A 25,473-nucleotide genomic window follows, 5' to 3' on the forward strand; every position below is an offset into this window, starting at 1 on the left:
CTTCTTCAACCCCGGTATTCTATTCAATTGCTAAATTGGGCGCACGCTATCGCTGTCCAGCTCGGCCGCGAAACGTTTTACAATAAATTCCACGTTAGGATCTTGAGCCAGGCTCTGGTGCGCTGACTGAAGTTTGCCCTGATAAAGCTCCTCGCGGATCTCCAGCGGTGTCTTCCCTTGAGTACCAACCTCAATAGTAAGTGTACACTCTTCACCTAAAGCCTGGTTAAGTGCTTCCAACAACTCACTCTGAGCCTTATCTGTGTTCAGGTGGGCTTGTTGGGCTCTTAAAGATAGAGCTATTGTATTGCCCTGCTTACTAAACGCCGAGTTTAGCGCTAACTGCTCAACAAGCTTTGCCGTATTTAAGCGTTGAATCAGTGCAGACCACTTGTCCGCTTCTACCGACTCTTTTACCAGCTTCTCCACCATTTCCGGTGTCTTAGTATGCTCAAGCGCTTGCTTTATCTCTGTCGGTGTCAGTTCTTGTTTTTGCTCAGTAACTGTCGGTTGTGTTGGCTTCCATTGATAAGGCTCATTATCAGCCTTTGGTTGAACCTCTGTTATCGGATTTTGCGGCATAGCCCCAGACGTACCATGCTTTTGAGCTACCCGCTCAAGAACTGACGACGGAGATGCCGCTTTAGACTTTTTTCAGGTCGACCTGTGCTTGTACCTGCCTGACCTGAAGACGCCCTGCGCGAACGCAACTGATGTCGCAATCCACCTACTGAGGAAGGCCTGGTGGCTTCTGATGGAACTTGTTGCTGATTGACTTGCTGCTGACTGGCCTGTTGTTGATGAACTGGCGACGACTGACCTTGTGCTGGCTGCGATACCAGAGCACTCTGCGCGGGCACATCCTGATACTGTTCCGGAACTGGCTGATAGTCTTCTTCATCATAAGTAGGAAGATCGTCATAACTTGGACCAGAAACCTCAACGACAGGTGCCTTTGGATGCTGAGTAGGAGCCTGAACAGGTTGAATTATCTCTGCCGCCGGTTTTACATCCACCGGAGCCTTATTTGGCTGAGCAGGCGCAGCTTCGACCGCTGGCTTATGTAGTGTTTCAGGCTGCTCAGGAGTTGGTTTTACCGGTATAGCTTGTTCTGTATCTGGCTCTTGCTGCGCAGATGTATTTATAAATTTGGTTGCACCGGAGGTCACCGCAGGTCGGAAAGCCATCATTCGAAGCACAACCATTTCCAGGCCAATTCTTTCCGTCGGAGCCAGAGCCAGCTCTTCGCGCCCTTTAGTCGCAATTTGATAACACAACTGGACATCTTGTGGGCTTAAGTGGCCACTCAGTAACTCTATCTTTTCCGCATCAGGTCGTGACTTATCCAATGAGCCCGGTAGTGCCTGATACATAGCAACCCGGTGCAGTTGAGTAGCAAGCTCTTTAAGCAACCCTTCCCAATCAACACCGTTGTTAGAAAACTCATTTAGTGCAGACATCGCTGTCTGAACCTGTTTAGTGCTTATAGCTTCCAGAAGATGAATGGCTTGATCCGTATCTAAACTACCCAACATGGTGGATACGGTAGCTACCGAGACATCACCATTACCCAAAGCTATCGCTTGGTCGGTTAAACTTAGTGCATCGCGCATACTTCCATCGGCGGCATGAGACAGCATGCCAAGTGCGCGCGGCTCAGCGGAAACGTTTTCTTTTTTAAGAATAAAATCGAGCTGTTCGTGGATATCATCAGCACTGATTGGCTTCAGATGGAACTGCAAACAACGGGAAAGAATCGTTACCGGAAGCTTTTGTGGATCGGTTGTTGCCAGGAGGAATTTTACGTACTCCGGTGGCTCTTCAAGCGTTTTAAGGAGTGCGTTAAAGCTATGACGAGAGAGCATATGCACCTCGTCAATAAGATAAACTTTAAACCTGCCACGGGCAGGCTTGTATTGAACGTTATCCAGCAGTTCGCGGGTATCTTCAACTTTTGTTCGGGAAGCGGCATCAATCTCTAGCAGGTCAACAAATCTGCCTTCATCGATTTCACGACACGTGGAGCACTGTCCGCAAGGTGTCGATGTAATACCTGTTTCACAGTTGAGCCCTTTTGCCAGCAATCTTCCGATGGTGGTTTTACCAACTCCTCGGGTGCCACTAAACAGATAGGCATGGTGTAACTTGTTTTGATTAAGGGCGTTCTCTAAAGCAGTTAGGACATGTGCCTGCCCTACTACTTGATCAAACTGGGAAGGACGCCACTTACGCGCTAATGCTAGATAACTCATTAATTTCCTTTAGTGACCTTCAAATTCACAGATACTGTAAACTTCCAGGCCCAAACCTTCCAGACGTTTGTCACCGCCAATCTCAGGCAGATTGATAACAAACGCGGCGTGCTCTACTACACCACCCAAACCACGGATAAGCTTAGTCGTTGCTTCAATAGTACCGCCGGTTGCCAGCAGGTCATCTACTACAAGTACTTTGTCGCCAGGCTGGATAGCATCTACATGAATCTCAAGAGTGTCCATGCCGTACTCAAGTTCGTAAGACTCTGCAACCGTTTCACGTGGTAGCTTTCCTGGTTTACGAACAGGAACAAAACCTAAACCAAGCTCAAGTGCAAGAGGAGCACCAAACAAGAAACCACGAGCCTCTGTACCAACAACCTTGGTAAAGCCCATGTCTTTGTATTTTTCAACCAGCAGCTGAATGGTTGCCTGGTAAGCTTTTGAGTCTTCCATCAGGCTTGTCACATCACGGAACAAAATGCCTGGTTTCGGGTAGTCTTGAATTGATTTGATGCTTGATTTAATTAAAGAAATTGTTTGTGTAGTCATGATTCTTAGATTCAGTTGTTGGCTTGTGTCCCTGAGTTTTGATTGTTTTTATTCTGGCATTACAAGCGTGGATTCTTAGCGTCAAAGCCTCAGAAAGTAGAACTTTCATCCTGCGCATAAAAGTAAACGCCCACTCTATACTCAATAGAGTGGGCACAACCCTGCTATGTTAGTGTCTTTCGTTTTAATGAGCAACCAGCTTAACAAAAGCAAACGTTCAAATTATTAATAAAATGGTAAAACTTTGCTTGAAGACAAATTTTTACCAACTCATGTTGGCCGAATATCCAACGAAAAATGACTGACGCCCAGATTGGCAAGATTAAGTTTGCCACCGCTGGTGATATTCAGCTCTTCTATTGTCGCAACGTTTGCCAAACCTTCACCCAGACGTTTGCCTGCCTTTACGTGCACATTCTGCTTACCTTCACTCCAAATCGCATCCAGACCCGCAGGTAAAATCCTTACCGTGCTATCTGTCATATCAACAATACCTACTAAAGCATTCACGGATGAAACGCTGTCCAGACACTCAATTCCCTTTTCAACGTTTTCAACGAACTCTTTGAGCTTGTCTACCCTCATGGTTTGTCGGCGCAGACTATCATTGAATAGAGCCCTAACAAGTAGTGACGTAGCAACTCCATTTCCATGGTCGGATGCAGAATCAATAATATAAAAGGCAAACTGCCCATCCATTAACCAGGCATAATCAAACACTAAAGGTAGTGATTCTGAAGATTGCAATAGATTGTAGCTGCACACCCAGTTCCCCTGACGGGCGTCTCGATCTGGCAATAGTGCAGTTAACAGATCCCTTGCCGCACTCGGATTATTTTTGAGGTACTCCAAATGCCAGTGAAGCTCTTTGTCAGCAGGGATTTCTCCTTTATCTCCAAGGCGGAACCACTGGCTGGAAAAGTCTTTAGGCGCTAAAGAGGTATCCGTTTCTTCTTCCAGAACATTTGAAATAGCAGAAATAAGATGTTGAGGAGAAGTAATTGGCTTGGTCAGGAAATCTTTGATACCAAAACGCAGCGCCTTTGCGACATCGCTCATGTCTTCCGTTGCTGACACCACTATCATTGGCGTGTCGGGATATTCCCAACTCACCTCTTCAGCAAACTCGATACCATTAAGAATCGGCATAGCGATATCACAAACAATAAGGTCAGGAACCCGAACGTTTAATTCCTTAAGAGCATCTAGCCCATGTTCGGCTTCGGTTACTTCATAGTTACTTTTTTCAAGCAGCACCTTTATGAAGCGACGGAAAACCGGATCATCATCGACCAGTAAAATGTTAGGCTTATCAATACAAACATCCTTGGATGCAACTGAAGAGCCTGCGTAGCTACTCATAATTGAAACCTCATTAAACCAGAATTAGCAAGACTGCGTTTATGTACCTTTCCCAACTCCCCCTATAAAAAGTAGCCTTGAAACACGAAATATACAACATATGGATTTCTGCTTTCTAACCTGTCAATACGTAAACCTGTGAAACCGAGCCACATTTTGATATTGAGCAAACTACTCATTAAGAGTTAGCGGTAAATTGTCTGGACTTAAAAAGATGGTGTAAGAACTTTAATGAAATTTGACGATTTAAACCTTTTCCGACTCGTTGTCGAAAATGGAAGCTACACAGCGACATCAAGAAAAACGTTAATTCCAGTGGCAACCATTACCAGGCGAATTCAGGCTCTTGAAGACTCTCTGGATCTCAGGCTCCTGAACCGACATGCAAGAAAACTGACTCTTACTGAAGCCGGTGAGCGTTTTTATCAGGAATGCTCCCCTCTTCTAAAAAGGCTAACGTCAACGTCAGAAGAAATTGCAGATGACTGTAAGGGTGCCGCAGGAAAGGTCAAGGTCTGTTCTCCATCTAACCTTACCAAGCGCTTAATCCTGCCAATGCTAACCAGGTTTATGGCGGAGTACCCTGAGATCAATATTGAACTGTATATGAGCAATCAGGCAGAAGAGATTGACCCGACCGAATGGGATGTGATGTTCCGCGTGGGCCCCCAGCGTGACTCAAGCCTTATTGCCCGTAAGATTAATGAAGTGAAAGACATTCTCGTTGCTAGCCCAGAATACCTGAGCCAGTCAACAGCCCCTCTTAACCACGCAGAAGACCTCTCACGCCATGCGCTTTTGAAAGGTGACCCACTGCTAAAGTGGCACCTGACAAACTCTAATGGTGAAACCGTCATCAATACCGACAAAGGCCGCTTTGAAGCGAATCAGCTCAACGTTGTAAGGCGTTCTGCGGCAAGCGGGTTAGGTGTAACATTAATGCCCGATATTATGCTCCAGGAATACTTTGATCATGGGACTCTGGTCCGTGTCCTTGAAGACTGGAGCGCCAACCCTCGTGATATTTATATGGTGTACAACCACAAAGACCATCAACCAGAAAAGGTTCGCTTGCTGATTGACTTTGTCACCCATTATCACGAACAAAAATAGCCGTCCCAGGTTTTCGCCTATTAGATACGTAAAAGGCTTGGTTGAACATCAACCAAGCCTTTTTTAACTTCTTCGAAAGCTGCGATGGCCTGATGACCTTACGCACCCTCGTTGTATAACTCCAGGCTAGCCAGATCCGCCTGGATATCCTTTTGAAGTTTCGCATCATCGTTACGAAGCTTATCGAGGAAATCGAGGTATGTTTGATCAATATCGCCTGTTACATATTCCCCATTGAATACAGACGTTTCAAACTGAGTAATATCTTTGTTCCCTTCACCGACAGCAGCTACAAGATCTTCCAGGCTTTGGAAGATAAGTGCATCAGCGCCAATAAGCTTGGCAATCTCGTCAGCATCACGACCATGAGCAATCAGCTCGTTGGCTGTTGGCATGTCTATACCGTATACATTAGGGAAGCGAATCTCAGGCGCTGCCGATACCATGTATACCTTCTTAGCACCTGCATCACGAGCCATTTCAATGATCTGCTCTGATGTCGTACCACGTACGATTGAATCATCAACCAGAAGAACATTTTTGCCTTTAAACTCAGAGCGAATCGCATTTAGCTTGCGTCGAACTGACTTCTTACGCAATTGCTGCCCTGGCATGATAAAGGTACGGCCAACATAGCGGTTTTTCACAAAACCCTGACGGTATGGCAAATCAAGTTTCTGTGCAATTTGCAGGGCGATGTCGTTCGAAGTTTCCGGAATAGGGATAACCACATCAATATCAAGGTTAGCCCATTCGTTTTGAATCTTATCACCAAGCTTTTTGCCCATCTCAACACGAGCACTGTAAACAGAGATCTTGTCGATAAATGAGTCTGGACGTGCGAAGTATACGTATTCAAAGATACATGGATTAAGCTGAGGATTATCAGCACACTGCTGTGTAAACAGTTCGCCTTCGAACGTTGCGTAAACCGCTTCACCCGGCGCGACATCACGGACAAAATCAAAGCCAACCGCGTCCAGAGCAACGGATTCAGAAGCAACCATGTACTCGAACTTACCGTTAATCTGACGTTTACCCAGACATAACGGACGGATGCCGTGAGGGTCACGAAAAGCGATCATGCCGTGACCGATAATCATTGCAGCCACTGCATATGCACCACGTACGGTTCTGTGTACGTTTGTAACCGCTCTGAACACGTCTTCAGAAGTCACATTGCCTTTTACCGTGTCAATCTCGTGAGCCAGCACGTTTAGCAGAACTTCAGAGTCTGACGTGGTGTTCACATGGCGACGATCTTTCTCAAATAGCTTCTCTCTGATCTCAGCAGCATTAGTTAAGTTGCCGTTGTGCGCCAGAGTAATACCGAACGGAGAGTTTACATAAAACGGCTGCGCTTCCGAGGCACTTGAACTGCCAGCGGTTGGGTATCTAACGTGACCGATACCTACTGTACCTTGCAGGCGCTGCATGTGTTTTGCTTCAAATACATCTTTTACAAGACCATTCGCCTTTCTAAGACGAAAACGATTGCTATCTATGGTAACAATACCCGCGGCATCTTGGCCACGGTGCTGTAAAACAGTCAACGCATCATAAATTGACTGGTTCACCGGCGATGTGCCCACGATTCCAACAATACCACACATGTCTAAATCCTCGATTCTAAGAACGCTTACACTATCCGTTAGATAGTGTTAGTTAAAAAGCTTGATGTTTCCTTTAAGTGTTCGAAAAACGGTTCAATTATTCTGCTGAACTCAGGAATCAAAACGGACTCCCGCCACCAGTCTGCACCCGGAATAGTGGTAAACACGTCAACAAAGAAGAGCGCCGCTGCAACAATCAGAACACCTCTGAGTGCGCCAAAGACAATTCCCAGTATCCGGTCAGTGCCGGACAGTCCGGTTTTCTGGACCAGCTGCGAAATAACATAGTTCAATAATGCACCTACAATTAATGTAGATATGATAAGAACCAGTACTGCCGCACCTTTACGGAATAAATCATCTTCAATTTTTGTGAAATATACTGCTAACTTCTCGTAATACTGATTTGAGATAAATATAGCACTTGCCCAGATAACCAGAGACAAAGCTTCTTTCACAAAACCGCGAATCAAACTGATAAGAGCAGAGAGCCCTATCACCCCTAATATGACGAAATCTATCCAATTCATTTTTTAGTACATCTTAAAGTTGGCGCGCATTTTAACAGAAAATCGCGCGACGCAAACGTTTTCTTAAGGATTTAGTGGTTTAAATTTTTGCAATTGACCTTTCGAGCCAGTAATTTTTTGCAGCTCTTTTATCTGTCTCTCAAGTTTTACCTTAGATACATCAGGCCCAACAATAACTCGCGTAAAACCATTCTCATTTTTTGTGAATGCTCTAAAACCACGCTTCTGTAAGATCCTCTACCAGAGTTTCCGCGTTTTTTGCATTTTTTAACGCCATAAGCTGGATAATCCAGGCGCTATCCTGGTATTCATTCTTACCAGGCACTGGTTTCTCAGTGACTACAACAGTGTCTGATTCAGACTGTTCTTCTCCGATAGTCACCTCAGCTAACACCGGGGCTTCTGGTAGCTCCGTTTCCACTTCAATTGGCTCAAGCACTTCAAAGGTTTCACTACCGTTATCAATTTCAGGTTTTATGGGAATAGCAGCGAACTCTTCTTGTAGTGAAGCTTTTGACCATCTAATACGTCAGGCAGCACGATAACACCTATCGCTACCAAAATGATGGTCCCAACTAATCGACTTTGGAATTTACTTGCCACCGGAACTCCTTTGTAACTGAAGGTAAACCAAAATTTCCGCCACAGTGTAGAAAGAGCCAGCAACAATAATAATGTCGTCTTTTGCTGCTGTTATAAGCGCTTCTTTGTAAGCGAATGTTGGCGAACCAAATACTTGTGCGTCTGACGGTGTGTACTGTTTTAACTCATCTGCCGTGGCTGCCCTTGGCCCCTCGAGTGAACCCAGATACCAGAAACTGACCACCTCTTTTAAAACTGATATTGTCGCTTCAATATCTTTATCTTTTAGCATCCCCAATACACAATGGATCCTTTATTAGGGTATTGCTTTTGAAGTTGCTCTGCCAGATACCCAGCGGAGTGAGGGTTGTGGGCCACATCAAGAATCGTTACCGGAGAGCCAGAGACCTTTTGCATTCTTCCTGCCAGTTTGGCGTTCTTTAAGCCGTTAACCACATTAACATCGGTAATTTCCAGTCCAGAAACACCCAGCGCTGTTAATGCTGTTGCTGCGATTAGGTAATGGCAAAGACGGCTTAGGAAGGTTCTTCATATCAAAGGCACCACAGTACCAATCCCAGGATTCAATATGCTCTTGATACTGGAACTGATAACCTACCTGATACAGCTTAGCTCCGATATCATCAGCATGAGCCGCTACGGACGCAGGAGCCTCAGGTTGACCACATATCGCAGGTTTGTCTGAGCGGAATATTCCCGCTTTTTCGTAACCGATGACTTCTATGTCATCACCAAGCCAGTCCACATGGTCAACAGCCAAACTGGTAATGATGGAAACGTCGTGATGAACGATATTGGTTGCGTCCAGGCGCCCACCAAGACCGACTTCAAGTAAGACAACATCAACGGATTCTTCCTGAAATAGCTTTAACGCAGCCAGTGTACCGAACTCGAAAAAGCTAAGGCTAGTTTCACCACGCTGCTCTTCAACAAACGCAAAAGCTTGTGAGTGGCGTTGATCAGGCAGAACCTGACCGTCGATACGAACCCTTTCATTGTAACGAATCAAGTGGGGCGAACTGTAGACACCAACTTTGTATCCGGCATCTAGCAGGATAGCTTCCATAATGCTGCAGGTAGAACCTTTGCCATTGGTACCAGCAACGGTAATGATAGTTTGAGCGGGCTTTCTTAGATTGGCTTTATCAGCAACTACCTCTACACGATCTAAGCCGAGGTCAATTGCACTAGTGTGGATATTTTCTAAATAATCAAGCCACATCGGTAGTGACGATGTGGCTTGTGGAATATTGTGTTTACTCATTAACTCAAAACTGTATTGAATTGGTTGTTAATGAATACTTTACTCTTTTTCCTGGTCGGGTGCGACTGGTACTTTATAACCATCCCCTGATTCTGCTTCAGACTCAGCAGATTTTTCTTCCGCTGGTGGTGCAGAGTCAACCGATACAACAAGTGGAGATGGCTGATTTGTCATCTTCGCAACAAGGCTAGCAACACGCTGGCGCATCTCCCTGCGATCAACAATCATGTCGATAGCACCATGTTCAAGCAGGAACTCACTGCGCTGGAAGCCTTCTGGCAGGTCTTCACGTACTGTCTGTTCAATAACACGACGACCAGCAAAGCCAATCAGTGCATTAGGTTCACCGATATTGATATCACCTAGCATCGCCAGACTTGCTGAAACGCCACCCATTGTTGGGTCTGTCATTACAGAAACAAAAGGTAGTCCTTTTTCAGAAAGGCGCTCTAGTGCTGCACTGGTTTTTGCCATCTGCATCAGAGACATTAATGCTTCCTGCATACGTGCACCGCCACTTGCAGAGAAACAAACCAGACCACAGTTGTTTTCCATTGCTGCTTCAACTGCTTTTACAAAGCGAGCACCAACAACAGAACCCATAGAACCACCCATAAAGGAGAACTCAAACGCACACGCCACAATTGGCATACCCATCAGTTCACCCTGCATCACAACAAGAGCGTCTTTTTCACCGCTGTTCTTCTGCGCTGTCGCAATACGTTCTTTGTAACGCTTTGAGTCTTTAAACTTCAGTTTATCTTGTGGTTCCAGGTCATTCGCTAGTTCCACACGATTGTTTTCATCAAGGAAAGCTTCCAGACGACGGCGAGCTTTCATTCGCATATGGTGTCCACACTTAGGACATACTTCCAGATTACGCTCTAGTTCAGCGTGATATAGCACCTGCTCGCAAGAAGTACACTTCGTCCAAACCCCTTCAGGGATCGACGCTTTGCGAGAACTTACAATACTGCTTTTTGTTAAAATTTTTTCAAGCCAGCTCATGGAAGACCTTTTTCTATTCTTCCTCCGCAATCCGCGTAGGAAATGTTATTCAGTTTTAGCCGATGGATTAAACCACAAATTATACGAACTGTGGATCAAAAACTGGTTGTACCTATATTTCATCCAGCTAGAACTTATACTAAAGTCCGTAAAAATTTATGTATATTGTTCAAGGTTTTGAGATCTTTAACGACTATAAGTTCAAATTATCATTTCAAAAATAGTGGGCCAATCGGCATTCTCGGTAAAGCAAACTCTTCGGGGTAATCAACATCAACCAGATATAAACCTTCCGCTTTGGCGGTAGCTCCTGCAAGCGAGCGGTCTTTTTGCGCAAGTAACCACTCAATCCACTCTGGTTTCTGATCGCCCTGCCCTACGACTATCAGGCTACCCACTATATTTCTCACCATATGATGCACGAAAGCATTTGCCTTAATATCGACAACAATATAGTTCCCATGTCTTGTGACATTAAGGTGCATTGCATTTCGCCACGGACTACGGGACTGACAATAAGCCGCACGAAATGAAGTAAAGTCATTTTCGCCAAGCAGATACTGCCCCGCTTCATGCATTTTTTCTGCATCCAGCGGATTATGGTAGTGGCTGATACCAGAGTGAAGAATACCCGGCCTTAAAGAGTGATTATAAATAATGTATCGGTACCGACGAGCTGTGGCAGAAAATCGGGCATGAAACTCCTCTGGCACCTCTTTTGCCCAGCGAACAGCGATATCCCTAGGCATATTGGCATTCACACCCATTGTCCAGGCTACAGGCTTTCTAATCACGTCAGTATCAAAGTGAACTACCTGTCCGGTACCATGCACGCCAGCGTCCGTTCGACCGGCACACTGAACTTCTACACGCTTATTAGCAACGATGGATAACGCTTTCTCCAGCTCACCCTGAACACTATTGGCATGGCTCTGCCTTTGCCAACCCGAATATTTGGTACCATCGTATTCAATGCCTAGCGCTATCCGCATATCTGTTTTCCTGAAAAATAAATGCCGCTGAATGTGAAGGTCGCAGAGTATATAAGAAAAAAGAGCGACTAAAAAGCCGCTCTTTGTTAAGTGTATATCCAAATATAGTGGTTAGCCTTGAGTCAATTTGTCTATCGGATCTTTTGCCTCTTTTCGAGTCTCATCCTCGCCATAGACAATCGCCTCTTCAAGCAACTTGATTGCACCTTCCACATCATTCATCTCGATATAGATTTTAGCCAGATCAAGCTTACCAGCTCCTTCAGAGTCAGTATCAACATCAAACTGCTCGATCTCCCCTATTACATCCGGGAACTCGTTCAGCCCTACATCGAGGTTTAACTCCTCCTCATCCGGGTCAACCTCATCACCTTCAGAAACTTGTGCCATTAGTTCTTCAACGCTCATAAACTGAGTATCTGAATCCGGCGTGCTACCGAGATCATCTTGCTCTCCCCAGTTTTCGTCACTGGCGCTTGCCTGCTCAGCTTCGTTTTCCCAAACATCTGACTGATCCTCTGGAATGTCATCACTCGCCGAGAGATTATCATCCGGCAGGTTGAAGCCATCCCAATCTTCTCCCATTTCCAGCATAGTGCCAATATCCATACCGGCGCTGTCTATGGTTTCTGAGTCGAGTGTCTGTTCAGCCATTGGGGCTGACAGTTGCTCATCACCGTCTTCCAGAAGTTCGGCTAAATTAGCCGACTCGTCCAGTACAACGGTTTTTTCAGGATGAACATCATCTAGGTCAGGTGTTTCAACTTCTGGCTCATCAAAATCGAATGCATCCAGCGCTGCTTGCTCGTTAAACTCACCAAGCTCTTCGTCACTGATTTCCAGCAACTCATCTAGCTGCGGCTCGAATTCTGATTCAACAACTGGCTCTTCAGGCTGAATATCATCCAGGTCAGGCGTTCCAACTTCTAGTTCATCGAAATCAAACGCATCTAGTGCGGCTTGCTCGTCAAACTCTCCAAGCTCTTCGTCGCTGATTTCCAGCAACTCATCTAGCTGAGGCTCGAATTCTGATTCAACAACTGGGTCTTCAGGCTGAACATCATCTAGGTCAGGTGTTTCAACTTCTGGCTCATCAAAATCAAACGCCTCCAGAGCGGCCTGCTCGTCAAACTCACCAAGCTCTTCGTCGCTGATTTCCAGCAGCTCATCTTCCTGAGGCGCTAATTCTTCCTCAGCTACGTCTTCGATAACTGGTTCTTCAGACTGAACACCATCTAAATCTGGGGTTTCAACTTCTGGCTCATCAAAATCGAATGCATCTAGCGCTGCTTGCTCGTCAAACTCACCAAGTTCTTCATCGCTGATTTCCAGCAGCTCATCTTCCTGAGGCGCTAATTCTTCCTCAGTTGCGTCTTCGACAACTGGCTCTTCAGACTGAACATTTTCTAAGTCAGGCGTTTCAAGTTCTGGCTTATCAAAATCGAATGCATCTAGCGCTGCTTGCTCGTCAAACTCACCAAGCTCCTCGTCGCTAATGCCATCCAGTACATCCTCTACTGGTTCGTGCGCTTCTTCACTGTTTTCATTAATTTCAGGAGCAGCTTCATCGAACTCTGCGGGTTGTTCCGCAGCCATTGATTCTTCTGGCTCATCTATCAACCAATCATCATCTTGCGGAACACCAAATTCATTAGCTGGCTCTGGCTCTGGCTCTGGCTCTGGCTCTGGCTCTGGCTCTGGCTCTGGCTCTGGCTCTGGCTCTGGCTCTGGCTCTGGCTCTGGCTCTGGCTCTGGCTCTGGCTCTGGCTCTGGCTCTGGCTCTGGCTCTGGCTCTGGCTCTGGCTCTGGCTCTGGCTCTGGCTCTGGCTCTGGCTCTGGCTCTGGCTCTGGCTCTGGCTCTGGCTCTGGCTCTGGCTCTGGCTCTGGCTCTGGCTCTGGCTCTGGCTCTGGCTCTGGCTCTGGCTCTTCAGAGAGTTGTTCCATCTCCTCAAGCTCGTCAAGGTATTCTGCACCCTCAATTTGCGGATTGAACTCGAACTCATCTTCAACTGACTCTACTGTCTGATCATTTGAGTATGCTTGTTCCTGCCAGTCTTCTATAACTTCTTCATGCTCTCCCGGTGAGGCTATCGGCTCAAGAGACTCATCGGATAGAGGTGTTGCTACTGAATCATCAGACTGCTCAAACTGGCTGGTGCCGTCCAATAACACATCCGGTATATCTTCGTCACTTTTGCTAAGTTCACTTAGTTCAGAAGGCTCTAGCAGCTCATCTTGTCCCTCTGGGGTTTCTTCCTCAACAACATCCTGCCCTTCAGGTTCATCCAGAGTAATCGGCTCATCCAGAGGGTCTGCTGAATCACTTTCATCCAAACTTGCTTCTAGCTCAGGGTCGGTAAGCTCTTCATCATTGAGAAGATCATCCAATAAGTCCGTACTATCTTCGTCTAAACGAATCTCATCCGATTCTACGTCTTTAAAATCGTCGTCAGTGATGAAATCATCCAGAAGATCGGTACTGCTTTCATCCAGACTAAAGTCTTCTAAATCAGGCTCTGTTAACTCTTCGTCTGTAATCAGTTCATCAAGTAACTCAGTACTATCAGTATCTAGGTTAAACGACTCATCTTCGCTACTTACATCATCAAGCAATTCATCGAGTAATTCAGTGCTATCTTCTTTAATTTCTGGTTCCAGATCGTCATCTAGCCTGATTTCATCGTCGATAAACTCATCAAGAAGAGCGGTACTATCTTCTGCTAACTCTGACAGTTCTTCATCAAGAAGGCTTATCTCATCAGGGAAATCAGTACTGCTATCATCCGGACTCGCGATATCAGAAGTGCCGAACTCAGACAACAGATCATCAATGTCGTCTGTTGTTTCATCTTTTAGCTCTTCTGTTGACTCTTCTTTGGGCTCGAACTCGGCGAGGAGGTCATCGATATCTGTGTCATCTGTAAGAACTGGCTCTGCTGTAAGCTCATCTGCATCAGAAAGCTCGAAGTCTGCCTCATCCATCTCTTCACTCAGAAGAGAGTCAAAGTCCAGGTTGGACTCTGTTTCGTCGCTGTCAGATTCGCTCGTTTCTGAAACATTGCTAAATAAGTCATCAAGCATAGACTGATCAAGTGCGTCACCATCCAGCGCTTCATCCGGATCTTCTGTAGCAAGAAGTTCATTCAGATCGTCCTGAGATATTTCATCCTCATCAGACAAATCAAAATCACCAAGCCCTGACGTATCTGAGGCCGTGGCTGGCGGCTCTTCATCCAGCGCACGTTCCATCTCTTCAAGGCTCAGAGCTTTATCATCACCATTTACCGCGATACCATTGGCACTTTCATCCAGATCTGCGAGCTCAGTATCAACATTGTCCAGATCACCGTTGTCATCAATGCTGGCGAATGGGTCTTCATCACCACCTTCATCCAAATTGAAATCGAGATCGCTGTCATCCAGGTTGGCGAATATGTCATCGGAAGACGCTTCTTCTTGTGTTTCGTCCTCAAGGTCAAAGATATTGTCATCCGAATCTTCGCCAAACAGGTCATCTTCAATGGTAAGGTCATCATCGATGTTCTCATCCAGATTAATCTCGTCATCGTCATCATCCATCAGATTGATGACATTAGACTCTTCTGGCTCTTTGCTAGCCACGTCGTCAGAAGACTTACGTTTTGTAACCAGAAGAACAATAATCAGAACAAGAAGTAATCCAGGGATAAGGGCAAGCACCCCAACCAACATCTTGTTTGCTAGAAGTTTATCAAGCGCACTTGGTTCCAGCGCTTTCATTTCCGCCTGTTTCAGTCGTTCTTCTTGTAGAAGCTTCTCTACCTCTTCGCGAATACGACTCTCGTCACCAAGTTCATCTTTAAGTACGCCAACTTCACCCTGAAGCTCAGATAGCATCAATCTTAGCTTGTGGTTTTTCTCCTCAAGCGCGACTAATTCACCCTCTGAATTGCTCAGTTTATCTTTAAGATTTTTTACTACACCATTGTCTACTGACGGCTTAACGTCATTCTGTTCCTCTACAGCTGGTGCAACAGTTTCTGGAACCTCTGCCTGTTTTTCTTCTACAACTGATTGCTGCTGAACAACAGGTTGTTGGATATCTTGTTCCGCTGCCGGAGTGACAGTAGTAACGGGTGGTGTTGTTTGCACCTGTTGTAGCTTAAGTCGATGTTGTTCTAGTACGCGCCTTGCTTCTTCGGTACTTTCAGCCTGAACCTGTGTCAGAGAAGGAATGCGAAGACGACTGCCCGGAATTAGCTCATGAATGTTTTGATCATCAAATGCCTGAGGGTTGATTTGATAAATAGCTAATAATGTTTGTTGAATCGTGACAGAGTTGTCAGGCCTTAAACGAGTTGCGATTGACCATAAAGTTTCATCTGCACTAGTTGGTCCGTAAAGGCGATTTTCAGTATTAGTTGATGAACGCTGGGGAACAGGTTGAGCAAACTGAGGAGAAGACTGAATATTACCATCTGGCCCAACTAAGCGGATTGTTTCCGCACCGACCAATGAGACATGGGACGTCAGTAAGATAGCTAAAGGCGTGATAAGACGCTTTAGAATATGGTGCATATAAGACTCGGCTATGTGCTTTCTAAAAAATTATAGAGATCTGCTAAATATATCGGATCAATACGATAAAACTATAGGGGATGGCAGAAAAAATGTGCCTTGTAAGGCAAATTATTTGTTTTTTTGTACCATATTTCACAGGATTGAATAAAAAAGAAGCCCCGATTGTTGGAGCTCCTTATGTAGATTGGTTTAAAGCTTAGAAGTAATCTCTTATCAAAACTTCGGCAATCTGTACGGCATTTGTTGCAGCACCTTTGCGCACGTTATCGGCAACCACCCAAAGGTTAATGCCACTATGGTGGCTGATATCGTTTCGGATTCGGCCAACCATTACCGTATCTTTACCACCAGCATCGCGTACTTGTGTCGGGAACTCTTCACCGTAGAAAACTTCCACCCCTTCTGTCTGTTCCAGAAGCTGCGCAACCTGATCGGCATCAATCGGAGAGCTAGTTTCAATATGAACAGACTCTGCATGACCATAGAACACTGGCACACGCACACATGTCGGGTTAACGGTAATTGCTGAATCGTTGAAGATTTTCTGAGTTTCCCAAACCATCTTCATCTCTTCTTTGGTGTAGCCGTTATCCATAAACTGATCGATCTGTGGAATACAGTTGAAAGCGATTTGCTGACTGAACTTCTCAGGTTCCGCCGGACGACCATTCAGCAGTTTAGCTGTTTGACCCGCCAGTTCATCAACGCCTGATTTACCTGCGCCTGATACAGACTGGTAAGTAGAAACGTTAATACGTTCGATACCAACAGCATCGTAGATAGGTTTAAGCGCGACCAGCATCTGAATAGTTGAACAGTTAGGGTTGGCGATAATATTGCGGTTGCGAAATTCAGCTACTGCTTCTGGGTTTACTTCCGGCACTACCAATGGGATATCGTACTCGTAGCGGAACTGTGATGTATTGTCGATAACCACCACACCTTCGTCAGCAGCAATCGGAGCCCACTTCTCGGATAGCTCACCACCAGCAGAGAACAGTGCGATATGACACTGAGACCAGTCAAAGTTCTCTACATTCTGAACTTTGACAGTCTTGCCATTGAATCGATAGGTTTTCCCTTCACTTCGCTCGCTGGCTAGCAGGAAAATTTCGCCTACAGGAAACTTTCGCTCCTGAAGTACTTCAATCATGGTTTCGCCAACAGCGCCTGTAGCGCCAAAAACTGCGATATTGAATTCCTGACTCATATTTTATTTAACCTCAATTTGAAAACCTAACTTAGCCAATGGTGACAAGTTACAGCTCTTACCACCCTTTAGCTTGATAGCACTGTATTCTCTTCGATCCCAGTAGTTTTTACGCATCTCATCGAATGCGCCTTCCGGACCTATTTTTCTGCGGAAGATGGCATCGTCCTGGCGCACATCGTAAATCAGCTGAATAAGATTGTGCAGCGTGGATTCATTCCACTCTCTTTCCAGCGTGACTTCCGGAATTGGTGCAACAGGAAGAAGCTCGGATGCACTGGCTCGCTGTTCACGATTTAAAAACTCACAGAAGAAGTTGAAGATCATGGTTGTTCCACGAGCCTTCCCTTCCAGGCCATAACCGGCAATGTGAGGGGTCGCGAAGTCTAACAGAGGCAGAAGCTCCATATCAACTATAGGTTCATACTCAAATACATCCAGCGATGCGCTAAAGCCATCCTGCTTTGCTAATCTTTCTTTTAACGCCTGGTTATCTACAATCGGCCCTCTGGCCGCGTTAATCAGGATTTGGTCTGCTCGAAGGCTCTCTAACCTCTGCTTATCAAGCAGGTGATGAGTCGGATAGTCGCCCTGTTTGGTAATAGGAGTATGCAGAGTAATAACATCCGCCTTTTCCAGCAGGTACTCTAGCTCTACAAAGTTTCGCTTATCGCCTTCAGCTTGTTTAGGAGGATCATTAAGCAAAACATTAATGCCAATACCGGACAGACACTCAGACAGATAAGTACCCACCTGTCCGGCTCCAACAATCCCAACGGTTTTGTCAAAAATGGAAAAGCCTTGTTGCTGCGCTAAAACCATCAATACGCTGATAACATACTCCGCGACACCAACCTTGTTACAACCGGGAGCAGCAGTAAAAAAGATCTCACGCTCTTTCAGAAGTGCCTGGTCAACATGATCCATACCAGCCGTCGCAGTACCGACAAATTTCAGCTTGTTTGCTTTGGTCAGCAATGCTTCATTCACTTTAGTCACAGAGCGAATCATTAAAGCGTCGATATCTGACAGATCGTCTGCCGTTATCTGCCGTCCTGGTTTTGTGGTGACTTCTCCTAGCTGAGAAAACAGGTCTACCGCGTAGGGCATGGCCTCATCGATAAAAATTTTCATGTGGATACTTATTGTTGGATTTGGAAGAGATGAATGGAATTGTGCAGCAAAGCGCCGTAATTCGCCATATAAAAATGCCCGGTTGAATACTCAACCGGGCAAGATCCAGAACAAAAGGTCATATTCCGCTCTCAAAGGAATATGGTTGCGTCTGTTTGATCAGTTCCCTGATCGATTCTGGAAACCCAAAAGGTCACTTCCCTGAGAATTAACCTTCGTATTTTTTGATAACCAGTGTTGCGTTTGTACCACCGAAACCAAAGCTGTTTGACATGATAGTTGTCAGCTTCTGATCACGACGCTCTGTAACAATATCCAAACCTTCCGCTGCTTCATCCAGAGTTTCGATATTGATACTTGGAGCGATGAAGTCGTGCTCCATCATAAGTGTAGAGTAGATAGCTTCATGCACACCTGCCGCACCCAGAGCGTGACCTGTCATCGCCTTTGTTGCGGAAATCGCAGGGCTGTTGCCACCAAACACTTCCTGAATAGCTTTAAGCTCTGCACCATCACCAACTGGTGTTGAAGTACCGTGAGTATTCACGTAATCAACGCCGTCTACATCCTGCATCGCCATCTTCATACAACGTACTGCGCCTTCACCTGAAGGAGCTGTCATATCGTAGCCGTCAGAAGTTGCACCATAACCAACAACTTCACCATAAATCTTAGCACCACGTGCTAGTGCGTGTTCTAGCTCTTCGATAACAACGATACCGCCACCACCAGAGATAACAAAACCGTCACGGTTTGCATCGTAAGTACGAGAAGCCTTATCAGGAGTTTCGTTGTACTTAGTGGATAGAGCGCCCATCGCGTCAAACATCATGGTCTGAGTCCAGTCAAGCTCTTCACCACCACCAGCGAATATCACGTCTTGTTTACCAAGCTGGATAAGCTCAAGCGCGTGACCGATACAGTGTGCAGATGTTGCACAAGCAGAGCTCATTGTGTAGTTCACGCCACGGATTTTAAATGGCGTTGCAAGACACGCAGAAACCGTTGAAGACATGGTACGAGGCACCATGTAAGGGCCTACTCTGCGAACGCCACGCTCACGGATAGTGTCAACTGCCAGCGTTTGGTTAAGTGCAGACGCACCACCAGAACCAGCAACAAGGCCTGTGCGCTCATTTGATACTTGATCTTCAGTCAGACCAGAATCAGCAATTGCCTGTTCCATTGAAAGGTATGCAAATGCCGCAGCATCACCCATAAAGCGCATTTTTTTACGATCGATATGCTCAGATGGGTTAATTTTCAGATCACCCCAAACTTGAGAACGAAGCCCCATTTCTTTGAACTGCTCAGACGAATTAATGCCTGATTTACCTGCTTTTAGAGACTCTAATACTTCTTCAACGTTATTACCGATACTAGAAATAATACCCATACCAGTGATGACTGCGCGTTTCATTTCACATTCCTATAAATACATAAACCGTTAGATAATAACGAAGTTGTCAGGTAAAAGTGGTCAGCTTTCCTTGAAAGCCGTACAATTCCAGCCAATTTCGTTAAACTATCCCCTGATTAACTATACCCGTACACAAATCCTATGACTTCTATCACCAATGCTGATCTGGGCTGGAATGAATCCGGCACCCCTGTTTCTGAACATTTTGACGACGTCTACTTCTCAAACGTCAATGGCCTGGAAGAGACCCGGTACGTATTCCTTAAGCAGAATCATCTGCCAGAAAGATGGCAAACGTATGACCAGCGTCGCTTTGTTATTGGCGAAACAGGTTTTGGTACGGGCTTAAACTTCTTAGCAGTATGGCAGTGGTTTGAAAAATTTCGACTAAATAACCCGAATTCCGAGTTAAAAGAGCTACATTTCATCAGTTTTGAGAAATTCCCCTTAAAACAAGAAGATTTAATCAAAGCTCACGAAGCATGGCCGGAACTTGCTGAATATGCAGCTCAACTTCAGAAACACTATCCAATAGCGGTACCCGAATGCCACAGGATTGTACTGGCAGACGGTGCGATTACGCTCGACCTGTGGTTTGGTGATATAAAAGACTGCATGCCTAAGGTTCCGACTAATGATGGCGGAATCATAGACGCGTGGTTCCTCGATGGTTTTGCGCCAAGTAAAAACCCTGAAATGTGGAATCAGGAGCTATTCAACAATATGGCGAAACTGGCGAAGCAAGATTGTACCTGTGCTACCTTTACCGCAGCGGGCTTTGTTCGCAGAGGCTTGATTGAAGCAGGCTTCGAGATGAAGAAAGTAAAAGGTTTTGGCACTAAGCGGGATATGATCGTCGGACACATTCCAGCTAAAACGCCATTTACCAACAATGCACCATGGTATGCAAGACCAAACAACGGCGATATTCAGGATGTCGCAATTATCGGCGGAGGTATTGCAAGCGCTACCCTTGCAGCAACATTAGCCAAACGCGGTGTTAAGGTGACGCTTTATTGCGAAGACTCAGAAGCCGCAATGAATGCATCGGGAAACCGACAGGGTGCGGTGTACCCTCTTCTAAATGGTTCACACTCAGGATTATCCAGAGTTTTTGCCCCTGCGTTTATATTCGCCAGACAGTTCATTGAACAAGCGGCGGAACGAATCGAGTTTGATCACGACTGGTGCGGCGTAACCCAACTGGCATGGAATGAAAAATCTGGCGACAAGCTCGATAAAATGTTGGATGGCGGCTTTGTAGAGCAACTGATTAAAAAGCTTTCTGTTGATGAAACTACCGAAACTGTGGGTCTGGAAACAGGAACCGAGTCTGTGAGTTACCCTCTGGGAGGGTGGCTGTGTCCGAAACAGCTTACACAAGGGTTAATCAGAGAGCTGTCTGAATCTGATCAACTTGATGTTCAGTTTGAGAGCCCAGTTGAGAGCCTTGAACAGGCAGCAGACAATAGCTGGTCGCTCTCAATTAGCGGTGAAGCAAAAACTCACCAGGCAGTAGTTATTGCTAATGGTCACAAGTTCAGCCAGTTTGAACAGGCAAAACGTATTGCAGCTTCAAGCGTTAAAGGCCAGGTTAGCCATATCCCAACAACAGAAACGCTATCAAAACTGAAAACCGTTCTCTGCTATGACGGCTATCTGACACCGCAAAATCCGGTCAATGGACACCACTGTGTTGGCGCAAGTTACGATCGCGAGAATATTGATCAAGACTTTGATCAGGATGCACAAATCGATAACGGTCAGAAAGTTACCAGGTGTTTGCCTGAACTGAGCTGGCCTAAAGAAATAGACACCAGCGGAAATCACTCCAGACAAGGGATACGTTGTGTAACCCGCGATCACTTACCATTTGTCGGAAACATTTGCCGCTATGAGGATACGCTGGCTCAATATGCAAACCTTCGTAACGAACAGGAAAACGCTAAAACAATCCCGGTATATGACAACTTATTTGGATTTATCGGCTTGGGTTCTCGCGGGCTGAGTTCTGCACCTTTACTTGCTGAATTGTTAGCTTCACAGATATGTAATGACCCACTACCTCTTCCGGTAGATGTGCTTGAGGAACTTCATACAGGTAGAATGTGGGTGCGCAGGCTGTTGAAAGGAAAGCCCGTTGCATAGTGACTTTTCGAACGAGCCCCAGAAATCTGGGGCTCGGAACTTTAATACAACATTAAGCTTCTAACTGAAGCTTTTCCCACAAGTCGTTCACCACTATTCTGTCTGCCGGAGATAACTCAGAGCGAGCATCATCTAAGCTCTGAATTATTTTCTGCTTTAGAACATCGATATCATCAGTGCCTTCTGATTCACAATCTGCCGCAGCCAGAGAGATATGTCCTCTGAGATAGCCACCAGCAAAGAGTTCATCATCAGATGCCGACTCTACAGATGAGTCAATTATCTCAAGCAGTTTTTCTTCGTATTCTAAAATCATTTTAACTCTCTATTTGACTTCAAACTGAGTAATGTTCAATTCGGGTTGGTTGTAATAAGCTCTCAATGCATCGGATAACGCTTTGACCCGTGACGGCAAACCTTTTTCCAAAATGCCTGTAATTTCAGAGTGCACTTTGGTCATAAAAGCTAACCTATCAGGTTCAAAATCGCCATGAAGGTTGTCACAGCTTACGTTGAACGGAAACCCGGCACTCACTGATAGTATCCATTCGTAGGCTTGAGGTCTTATTTCGACCTTCTCAAACTCTGACTGAACCTGCTCAGTTCGACCATCTGGTTCATACCAGTACCCGAAATCTTCTAATAGCCTTCTTTTTGGACCTGCGACACACCAATGAGCGATTTCATGCAGAGCTGAGGCATAAAAGCCACGCGCAAAAATGATCCGATGGTAGTTCACCTTATCATCAGCAGGAAGGTAGATGGGCTCATCGCCACCCAGTTCAAGCCGGGTATTAAACTCTTCATAAAATGTCTGGTTGAATATGGTTATAAGGTCTTGATATTGATGTGGCATTTAAGCGTCGATCTTAATAATGATTGAGCAAGAAGGGAAAACGCTCTCTTCCGATAAGAAGAGAGCACTAAACTTAGATTTTTGGTGTTTCTGTCGTTACACCCTGGTTTTGGCCACGATGTCTTAGAAGGTGGTCCATCAGAACAATGGCCAACATCGCTTCTGCAATTGGCACTGCACGGATACCAACACAAGGGTCATGACGACCTTTAGTAATCAGTTGGGTTGGCTCACCTTTTTTGGTGATCGTGTCACCTGGTACAGTAATACTGGACGTAGGCTTAAGCGCAATATTCGCAATAATATCCTGACCAGAAGAAATACCGCCCAGAATACCGCCAGCATGGTTGCTGGTGAAGCCTTCCGGCGTTAGCGGATCTCTGTGCTGGCTGCCTTTTTGTTTAACGACATCAAAACCATCACCAATCTCAACACCTTTAACAGCATTAATCCCCATCAGAGCGTGAGCAATATCAGCATCCAAGCGATCAAATACTGGCTCACCAAGACCAACAGGAACATTAGTTGCAACAACCTGCAATTTAGCTCCGATTGAGTCGCCTTCTTTTTTCAGTTCTCTGATTAGCTCGTCAAATGCTTCTACTTTATCTACATCCGGGCAGAAGAATGGGTTGTTTTCGATTTCGTCCCAGTCAACTTTATCAATAGCGACATCACCCATTTGTGATAGATAAGCTCTTACTTCAATACCAAATTCTTGTTTCAGGTACTTTTTAGCAATAGCACCTGCTGCCACACGCATCGCAGTTTCACGTGCAGAAGAGCGACCACCACCACGATAATCACGAACACCGTACTTTTGGTGGTAGGTGTAGTCAGCGTGACCTGGGCGAAACTTATCTTTGATCTCAGAGTAATCTTTTGAGCGCTGGTCTGTGTTTTCGATCAACAAACCAATTGAAGTACCGGTTGTCTGGCCTTCAAAAACACCAGAAAGAATCTTGACCTCATCTGGTTCTCTACGTGCGGTGGTATAGCGGGAAGTACCCGGTCTGCGACGATCCAGATCTTTCTGTAGATCAGACTCTTCAATTTGCAATCCAGGAGGGCAACCATCGACGATACATCCCAGTGCAATACCGTGACTTTCACCGAAAGTAGTTACCTTAAAAAGTTGTCCAATGCTATTTCCTGCCATTACATCCTCATTGTAAAGCTCGGTTTACATATCGAGCTTAAATTTTCTGTTTTTCGTGCCAGACATAGTCGCTTTATCAACAAACGATGTAAAGCCCTATTAACATAAAAAATCACCAGCGCGAGGCTGGTGATTTTGTAGTCTTAGGTTGGAGTCTGAATTTAATTTTTGTAAAGGCTAAACTCGTCGGCATGTTCCAGCATCTGTTCGCGAGTTAGCATAAACACCCCATGACCACCATTTTCAAACTCAATCCAGGTGAAAGGAATCTGAGGGTATTGATCCATCATATGAACCATTGAGTTACCCACTTCGCAGATAAGAATGCCGTTTTCATTCAGATAGTCCGGAGCGTTAGCCAGGATACGACGAACCAGTTTCAGACCATCCGTGCCAGCAGCAAGACCAAGCTCAGGTTCATGAGTAAACTCTTCTGGCAGGCTGTTCATGTCTTCTTCATCTACATAAGGTGGGTTAGACACGATAATATCGTACTTATCACCGTCAGGCAGGTCGCGGAACAGATCAGAACGCACAGGGAAAACTTGTTGTTCCATGCCGTGATCCTGAATATTTTGTTCTGCCACTTCTAACGCGTCGGTGGAGATATCTATCGCATCCACTTCAGCATCAGGGAAGGCGTGAGCACATGCGATAGCGATACAACCACTACCGGTACAAAGATCCATAATGCGCTGAGGTTCTTGGATTAACCATGGCTGGAACTGCGCCTCGATAAGCTCACCGATTGGAGAACGTGGCACAAGTACACGCTCGTCTACATAAAACTCTAATCCGCAGAACCAGGCTTTATTGGTCAGGTACGCAGTAGGCGTTCTTTCATTAATTCGCTTTACAACTCGATTTACGATTCGCTGGCGCTCGCTGGTCGTCAATCTTGAGTTAAGGACATGTGGAGGCACATCAATAGGAAGATAAAGTGTTGGCAATATCAGTTGAACGGCTTCATCCCACGCGTTATCAGTTCCGTGACCATAAAAAAGTCCGGCTGCGTTAAAGCGGCTCACCGTCCAGCGAACCATATCCTGAAGGGTATAGAGCTCTGATACCACTTCTTCCACAAAAATTTTGTCCAAAATTGCCTCCAAAAAAGCGCTACAATACTGCAAATAAGATTTAAACCTATTTTAAGATGTAAAATGAGTAACAAAGACGAAAGCTTCGAAGATGACTTTTCCCTGTTTAAAGATGCAGTAAAGGGCGTAAAAAAGTTGCAACAGGATACCATAATCCAGAAGCCAAAAAGAAATTCAAAAACAAAAGAAATTCAACGATCTTTCAGAGAAGCGAAAGACAACGAATTTTTCTTCTCTGATGAGTTTGTTCCTCACCTTAATGAAGAAGGACCAACGCGTTACGCACGTGACGATGTATCCAAGTTTGAAGTAAAAAGATTGAGACGCGGGGTGTATGTGCCAGATGTCTATCTGGATATGCACGGAATGACGCAACAAGAAGCAAAGATGGAACTAGGAGCCATGATTGCGCACTGCGTAAAAGAGAATGTTCACTGTGCCTGCGTAATGCATGGCATTGGAAAACACATACTGAAACAGAAGGTGCCTTTGTGGCTAGCTCAACACCCGGACGTGATGGCTTATCACCAGGCACCATTGGAGTTTGGCGGAGATGGTGCCCTGCTAGTACTGCTTTCTATCCCGGAAAAGTAAACG

At 45.5% G+C, this 25,473-nt stretch carries 17 protein-coding genes and 5 pseudogenes; 3 read left to right on the forward strand and 19 right to left on the reverse strand.

From position 1 onward, the window contains the following. Positions 1–30: 30 nt before the first annotated feature. From dnaX to P7F88_RS22550, 3 genes and pseudogenes are all read right to left on the reverse strand, one after another. Positions 31–2,252: pseudogene (dnaX, locus tag P7F88_RS22540) on the reverse strand (DNA polymerase III subunit gamma/tau). Positions 2,253–2,261: 9 nt separating this feature from the next. Beyond that, positions 2,262–2,807, reverse strand: a complete 546-nt coding sequence (gene apt / locus P7F88_RS22545) for an adenine phosphoribosyltransferase (RefSeq protein ID WP_277828476.1) — start codon at positions 2,805–2,807, stop codon at positions 2,262–2,264. Positions 2,808–3,077: 270 nt separating this feature from the next. Next, on the reverse strand, positions 3,078–4,172 hold the full coding sequence (locus P7F88_RS22550; protein ID WP_422128585.1) for a response regulator: 1,095 nt from the start codon (positions 4,170–4,172) through the stop codon (positions 3,078–3,080). Between the two features lie 228 nt (positions 4,173–4,400). Here P7F88_RS22550 and P7F88_RS22555 point away from each other — a divergent pair, with 228 nt between their 5' ends. Next, complete coding sequence (locus tag P7F88_RS22555; protein WP_277828480.1) at positions 4,401–5,282, forward strand: LysR family transcriptional regulator; 882 nt, start codon at positions 4,401–4,403, stop codon at positions 5,280–5,282. Positions 5,283–5,380: 98 nt separating this feature from the next. Here P7F88_RS22555 and purF read toward each other — a convergent pair whose 3' ends face one another. The 12 genes and pseudogenes from purF to fabB all read right to left on the reverse strand — a co-directional run bounded on the left by purF (position 5,381) and on the right by fabB (position 19,616). Continuing rightward, positions 5,381–6,895 (reverse strand): amidophosphoribosyltransferase, encoded by a 1,515-nt coding sequence (purF, locus tag P7F88_RS22560; protein WP_277828482.1) that lies wholly within the window; start codon positions 6,893–6,895, stop codon positions 5,381–5,383. Positions 6,896–6,933: 38 nt separating this feature from the next. Beyond that, entirely contained in the window at positions 6,934–7,425 is a 492-nt protein-coding gene (locus P7F88_RS22565; RefSeq protein WP_277828484.1) for a CvpA family protein, read from the reverse strand. Between the two features lie 63 nt (positions 7,426–7,488). Further along, positions 7,489–7,750 (reverse strand): annotated as a pseudogene (locus tag P7F88_RS26545) (SPOR domain-containing protein); the annotation flags it as partial. Positions 7,751–7,810: 60 nt separating this feature from the next. Next, a pseudogene (locus tag P7F88_RS26550) lies at positions 7,811–8,028 on the reverse strand (cell division protein DedD); the annotation flags it as partial. Beyond that, positions 8,018–8,424: pseudogene (locus P7F88_RS22575) on the reverse strand (glutamate ligase domain-containing protein). The pseudogenes P7F88_RS22575 and P7F88_RS26550, both read right to left, overlap by 11 nt. A gap of 40 nt (positions 8,425–8,464) precedes the next feature. After that, a complete protein-coding gene (folC, locus tag P7F88_RS22585; RefSeq protein WP_277828489.1) occupies positions 8,465–9,292 on the reverse strand; it encodes a bifunctional tetrahydrofolate synthase/dihydrofolate synthase in 828 nt (275 codons plus the stop codon). A 39-nt stretch (positions 9,293–9,331) separates the two neighbouring features. After that, positions 9,332–10,300: an acetyl-CoA carboxylase, carboxyltransferase subunit beta gene (gene accD / locus P7F88_RS22590; protein ID WP_277828491.1), complete on the reverse strand. Its 969-nt coding sequence runs from the start codon at positions 10,298–10,300 to the stop codon at positions 9,332–9,334. Positions 10,301–10,493: 193 nt separating this feature from the next. Beyond that, positions 10,494–11,292: pseudogene (truA, locus tag P7F88_RS22595) on the reverse strand (tRNA pseudouridine(38-40) synthase TruA). A 111-nt stretch (positions 11,293–11,403) separates the two neighbouring features. Next, entirely contained in the window at positions 11,404–15,849 is a 4,446-nt protein-coding gene (locus P7F88_RS22600; RefSeq protein ID WP_277828495.1) for a FimV/HubP family polar landmark protein, read from the reverse strand. A 199-nt stretch (positions 15,850–16,048) separates the two neighbouring features. Continuing rightward, positions 16,049–17,062: an aspartate-semialdehyde dehydrogenase gene (locus P7F88_RS22605; protein WP_277828497.1), complete on the reverse strand. Its 1,014-nt coding sequence runs from the start codon at positions 17,060–17,062 to the stop codon at positions 16,049–16,051. Between the two features lie 3 nt (positions 17,063–17,065). Next, positions 17,066–18,196, reverse strand: a complete 1,131-nt coding sequence (locus P7F88_RS22610; RefSeq protein ID WP_277828499.1) for a 4-phosphoerythronate dehydrogenase — start codon at positions 18,194–18,196, stop codon at positions 17,066–17,068. A 208-nt stretch (positions 18,197–18,404) separates the two neighbouring features. Beyond that, positions 18,405–19,616: a beta-ketoacyl-ACP synthase I gene (gene fabB, locus P7F88_RS22615; RefSeq protein WP_277828501.1), complete on the reverse strand. Its 1,212-nt coding sequence runs from the start codon at positions 19,614–19,616 to the stop codon at positions 18,405–18,407. A 141-nt stretch (positions 19,617–19,757) separates the two neighbouring features. Between fabB and mnmC the strand changes: the two genes are divergently transcribed. Beyond that, the gene (mnmC, locus tag P7F88_RS22620) at positions 19,758–21,764 is read left to right on the forward strand and encodes a bifunctional tRNA (5-methylaminomethyl-2-thiouridine)(34)-methyltransferase MnmC2/FAD-dependent 5-carboxymethylaminomethyl-2-thiouridine(34) oxidoreductase MnmC1 (protein ID WP_277828503.1); all 2,007 of its coding nucleotides are present in this window, start codon (positions 19,758–19,760) and stop codon (positions 21,762–21,764) included. A 52-nt stretch (positions 21,765–21,816) separates the two neighbouring features. Here mnmC and P7F88_RS22625 read toward each other — a convergent pair whose 3' ends face one another. From P7F88_RS22625 to prmB, 4 genes are all read right to left on the reverse strand, one after another. Then, the gene (locus tag P7F88_RS22625; RefSeq protein ID WP_277828505.1) at positions 21,817–22,080 is read right to left on the reverse strand and encodes a YfcL family protein; all 264 of its coding nucleotides are present in this window, start codon (positions 22,078–22,080) and stop codon (positions 21,817–21,819) included. Positions 22,081–22,089: 9 nt separating this feature from the next. After that, the gene (locus P7F88_RS22630) at positions 22,090–22,620 is read right to left on the reverse strand and encodes an elongation factor P hydroxylase (protein WP_277828507.1); all 531 of its coding nucleotides are present in this window, start codon (positions 22,618–22,620) and stop codon (positions 22,090–22,092) included. Between the two features lie 73 nt (positions 22,621–22,693). Then, a complete protein-coding gene (gene aroC, locus P7F88_RS22635) occupies positions 22,694–23,779 on the reverse strand; it encodes a chorismate synthase (RefSeq protein WP_277828509.1) in 1,086 nt (361 codons plus the stop codon). A 161-nt stretch (positions 23,780–23,940) separates the two neighbouring features. Continuing rightward, a complete protein-coding gene (gene prmB, locus P7F88_RS22640) occupies positions 23,941–24,876 on the reverse strand; it encodes a 50S ribosomal protein L3 N(5)-glutamine methyltransferase (protein ID WP_277828511.1) in 936 nt (311 codons plus the stop codon). A 63-nt stretch (positions 24,877–24,939) separates the two neighbouring features. Between prmB and smrB the strand changes: the two genes are divergently transcribed. Beyond that, a complete protein-coding gene (gene smrB, locus P7F88_RS22645; protein WP_277828513.1) occupies positions 24,940–25,470 on the forward strand; it encodes an endonuclease SmrB in 531 nt (176 codons plus the stop codon). Positions 25,471–25,473 lie beyond the last annotated feature (3 nt).

The organism is Vibrio hannami (assembly GCF_029589055.1).
Taxonomy (GTDB): domain Bacteria; phylum Pseudomonadota; class Gammaproteobacteria; order Enterobacterales; family Vibrionaceae; genus Vibrio; species Vibrio hannami.